The following is a 4,244-nucleotide window of genomic DNA, read 5'->3' as shown; positions in this document are numbered from 1 at the left end:
GTCGAGTGCGGCCCGGGCCGCGTCGATACGGGTGTGCAGCCGGTCGAGCCGGCCGGCGGTCCAGCTGAGGTAGAGGCCGATCGCGACGAGCACGACGGCGGTCCAGATGAGGGTTTCGGTCACGGGCCGAAGGCTACCGGTGACCGGGCGCCGCACAGCCCCCTCGGCCGGCCGGAGAGCCCCCGGGAGAGCTGCCGGGGAACCGGGTGCGGCTCAGCGGCTGCCGGGCGGCCCGGCAGCCTCTCAGTCCCGCGTCAGCCCGAACCTGGCCCGCAGCCCGGTGCGTTCGTCCGCCGCGACCGACGCCGCCCCGTCCGCCACCGTCTCGTAGACCGCGAGGATGTCCGCCCCCACCGTCGACCAGTCGAAGCGCCGCACGTGTGCGCTGCCGCGCTCCCGCAGCTCCGCGCGCCGCTGCGGGTCGCCCAGCAGCCGGACCGCCGCCGCCGCCAGCGCGTCCGCGTCCTCGTTGGCGAATAGTTCGCCCGCCGCGCCCAGGTCCAGGACCTGTGCGAAGGCGTCCAGGTCGCTGGCCAGGACCGGCGCGCCCGCCGACATGGCCTCGACCAGGATGATCCCGAAGCTCTCGCCGCCGGTGTTGGGCGCGACGTACACATCGACGCTGCGCAGCAGCCGCGCCTTGTCCTCGTCGCTCACCATGCCGAGGAACTCGACCCGCTCGCGCATCTCCTTCGGCAGCGAGGCGACAGCCTCCTCCTCGTCGCCCCGGCCGGCCACCAGCAGCCTGGTGTCCGGGCGGGCGGCGAGGATCGCGGGCAGCGCCCGCATCAGCACGGGCAGGCCCTTGCGGGGCTCGTCGATGCGCCCGATGAAACCGATCGTGCCGCCCTGCCACTCGGGCCTGGGCTCGGCCGCGGCGAAGAACCCGACGTCGACACCGTTCGGAATGACCACCGCGTCGCCGCCCAGATGCTCGACCAGGGTGCGGCGCGCGTACTCGCTGACCGCGATGCGCGCACTGATCTTCTCCAGCGCCGGCTGGAGGATCGGATACGCGGCGATCATCGCCCGGGAGCGCGGATTGGACGTGTGGAACGTGGCGACGATCGGCCCCTGCGCGGCCCAGCAGGTCAGCAGCCCCAGCGACGGCGAGGTCGGCTCATGGATGTGGATCACGTCGAACGTGCCGTCGTGCAGCCAGCGCCGCACCCGTGCCGCGGACAGGAAACCGAAGTTCAGCCGGGCCACGGAACCGTTGTACGGGACGGGCACGGCCCGGCCCGCGGACACCACGTACGGCGGCAGCGGAGTTTCGTCGTCGGCCGGGGCCAGCACGGACACCTGGTGGCCGAGCCGGATCAGATGCTCGGCCAGATCGCGGATGTGGAACTGCACGCCGCCCGGTACGTCCCAGGAGTACGGGCAGACGATGCCGATCTTCACTGCTGGTCTCCGAGGGGTTCGAGGTCGGCGAGCCAGAGCCGTTGCAGCATGTGCCAGTCCTCCGGGTGCTCGGCGATTCCCAGGGCGAAGGCGTCGGCCAGCGCCTGTGTCATGACAGACGTCCGCTGCGCGCGGTCACCTGAGCCGGGAATCTCGACGGGTGGATGGATCCGCGCCTTCATCACCGGCGTGTCGTCGTAGTGGAGCGTGACCGGCAGCAGCAGCGCCCCGGTCTGCTGGGCGAGCAGCGCCGGGCCCGCCGGCATCCGGGCCGTGTCCCCGAAGAACGTCACCTCGACGCCGGAGGCCGACAGGTCGCGGTCGGCGACCAGGCAGACCAGGCCGCCCGCCCGCAGCCGCTGCGCCAGCGTGCCGAACGCGGTCCCGCCGTTGTGCGCCAGGACCTCCATGCCCAGTCCCTCGCGGTAGGCCACGAACCGGTCGTACAGCGACTCCGGCTTCAGCCGCTCGGCGACCGTGGTGAAGGGGACCTCCAGATCCGTGGTGACCCACGCGCCCGCCAGGTCCCAGTTCCCCAGGTGCGGCAGGGCGAGGATGACGCCGCGCCCGGCGTCGAGCCCCTCGGTCAGCCGGTGCGTGTCCGACACGTCGATGGAGTCCTTGATCCGCCGCGCACTCCAGGTGGGCAGCCGGAACGACTCCATCCAGTACCGCATGTACGAGCGCATCCCGGCCTTGGACAGCGCGGCGAGGCGGGCGGGGCTCGCGTCCGGCACGACCCGCGCCAGATTCGACTCCAGCCGCAGCACGCTCTTGCCTCGCCGCTTCCACACCTGGTCCGCGATGATGCGAAAGAGCGCCCGCGCGGCCGGTTCGGGAAGCGTCTTGACCGCGGCCCAGCCGAGTCCGTACAGCCCGTCGCTGATCCGTTCCTTGGGACCGGGCTTCGCGTCCCCGGGTGCGCGGCTCACTGAGTGGCCTCGCTCCCCCGGTCCGCCGCGGCCGACGCCGCGGCGGCCGCATCGGCCTCCGCGGACTCGCGGCGCACCGTCACGACGCGCTGCACGAGCGTCACCAGGCTGCCCGCCGCGACGATCCAGAGCGCGATCGGGAGCAGGATGTCGATCCCCGGCACACCGAACTTGTGCAGTCCGGCGAGCCCGGCCGCCACCAGGGAGATCACCAGCCGCTCGGCACGCTCCACGAGCCCGTTGACCGCGACCGGCAGCCCGATCGACTCACCACGTGCCTTGGTGTACGAGACCACCTGGCCGCTCGCGAGACAGAAGATCGCGACCGCGCACAGGACGTTGTCGTCGCCGCTGCCCGCGTACCAGAGGACGAAGCCGGCGAAGATCGCCCCGTCGGCCACCCGGTCGAGCGTCGAGTCGAGGAACGCGCCCCACCGGCTGGAGATGCCGGCCTGCCGCGCCATGTTGCCGTCGACGAGGTCGGAGAAGACGAAGATCGTGATGACGATCGTGCCCCAGAAGAACTCCCCCATCGGGAAGAAGACCAGCGCACCTGCCATCACCCCGGCCGTGCCGATCAGAGTGACCGCGTCAGGACTCACGCCGAGACGGAGCAGCAGTGCGGCGAACGGCGTGAGGACACGCGTGAAGAATGCACGCGCGTACTTGTTCAGCATGGCCTTCCCGAGGGTTCGGTGGGCCGCATGGCCCCATCGGCCACCGGCTGGCCCATCGTAGTCACGACCGCCGCACTCCACCGTCCGGGCACCCCCGGGCCGCCGGGCCCGGCCGTCCGGACCGGTCCGCGGCACGGGCCCCGTCCGGACGGCGGGCCCGTGCCGCGGCGTACGACGTATGGACGCATCCCAAAGGGAGTGGAAAGCTCGGAAGTACCGCGGGCGTCGCCGAAGCCGCCGCGGCGGCTCCCTTCTGCCCGTGCAGCCACTCCCCACCCCGCGCCCGGCGGTTCTCCCGCCCCGCGCCATCATCTGGGAGGCACGCACCATGGGCGACAAGGCACACGCGCACACCGGGGCCGCCGGAAGAGCGGCGACGGCCGGCCACCCCTCCTCCATACGGAACGTGGTGCTGGTCGGCCACAGCGGCTCGGGCAAGACCACCCTGGTCGAGGCCCTCGCACAGACCGCGGGCGCGGTCAACCGGGCCGGCCGGGTCGAGGACGGCAGCACGGTCTCCGACCACGACGGGATCGAACACCGCCGGCAACGCTCCGTACAGCTCTCCCTGGTTCCCGTCGAATGGGGAGGGGTCAAGATCAATCTGCTGGACACCCCGGGATACGCGGATTTCGTCGGGGAGCTCAGGGCCGGTCTGCGGGCAGCGGACGCGGCCCTCTTCGTTGTCTCGGCGGCCCAGGAGTCAGCCGCCGTGGCCGGTGCCACCCGCGCCGTCTGGGAGGAGTGCGCCGCCGTCGGCATGCCGCGCGCCATCGTCGTCACCCACCTCGACACCGCCCGCACCCCGTTCGACGCGATGACGCGGATCTGCGGCGAGATCTCCGGCGGTGACGGCCCCGACGCCGTGCTCCCGCTCTACCTGCCCGTCCACGGTCCCGAGGGCTCCGACGGGCACGCCCCGCTGACCGGGCTCACCGGACTGCTCTCCCAGCGGATCTTCGACTACTCCGGCGGCGAGCGGACGGAGAACCCGCCCGCCGAGGACCAGCGGGCCCCGCTGGCCGACGCCCGCAACCGGCTCATCGAAGGGATCATCGCCGAGAGCGAGGACGAGACCCTGATGGACCGCTACCTCGACGGCGCGGACATCGACATCAGGACACTCGTCGACGATCTGGAACGCGCCGTCGCACGCGGCACCTTCCACCCCGTCCTCGCCGCCGCCCCCGCCGCCGAGGGCGCCCGTCAGGGCATCGGCACCGTCGAACTC

The 4,244-nt window shown here is 72.4% G+C and carries 4 protein-coding genes; 1 reads left to right on the top strand and 3 read right to left on the bottom strand.

The genetic code is table 11. The annotated features are described in order from the left end of the window. Nucleotides 1–243: 243 nt before the first annotated feature. The 3 genes from J1C73_RS13315 to pgsA are packed head-to-tail and all read right to left on the bottom strand — an operon-like array spanning nucleotide 244 to nucleotide 3,013. Nucleotides 244–1,404: a glycosyltransferase family 4 protein gene (locus tag J1C73_RS13315; protein ID WP_123468423.1), complete on the bottom strand. Its 1,161-nt coding sequence runs from the start codon at nucleotides 1,402–1,404 to the stop codon at nucleotides 244–246. Continuing rightward, nucleotides 1,401–2,336 (bottom strand): phosphatidylinositol mannoside acyltransferase, encoded by a 936-nt coding sequence (locus J1C73_RS13310; RefSeq protein ID WP_207316553.1) that lies wholly within the window; start codon nucleotides 2,334–2,336, stop codon nucleotides 1,401–1,403. Before J1C73_RS13310 ends, J1C73_RS13315 begins: the two co-directional genes overlap by 4 nt. Further along, nucleotides 2,333–3,013 carry a phosphatidylinositol phosphate synthase gene (gene pgsA, locus J1C73_RS13305; protein ID WP_207316552.1) on the bottom strand — a complete coding sequence of 227 codons (681 nt, stop codon included), beginning with the start codon at nucleotides 3,011–3,013 and terminating at the stop codon, nucleotides 2,333–2,335. The genes J1C73_RS13310 and pgsA overlap by 4 nt, the downstream gene beginning before the upstream one ends. Nucleotides 3,014–3,341: 328 nt before the next feature. Between pgsA and J1C73_RS13300 the strand changes: the two genes are divergently transcribed. Then, nucleotides 3,342–4,244: GTP-binding protein (locus J1C73_RS13300; RefSeq protein ID WP_207316554.1), on the top strand; the 903-nt coding region annotated here is incomplete at its 3' end.

The organism is Streptomyces laculatispora, from assembly GCF_017353455.1.
Classification (GTDB): Bacteria; Actinomycetota; Actinomycetes; order Streptomycetales; family Streptomycetaceae; genus Streptomyces; species Streptomyces laculatispora.
The sequence above is the reverse complement of the archived record's forward strand: the minus strand, read 5'-3'. Positions and strand labels throughout refer to the sequence as shown.

What these genes read in the sequence shown, in the direction of transcription:
- pgsA (WP_207316552.1), bottom strand. Translation starts at nt 3,013, where the DNA reads ATGCTGAACAAGTACGCGCGTGCATTCTTCACGCGTGTCCTCACGCCG.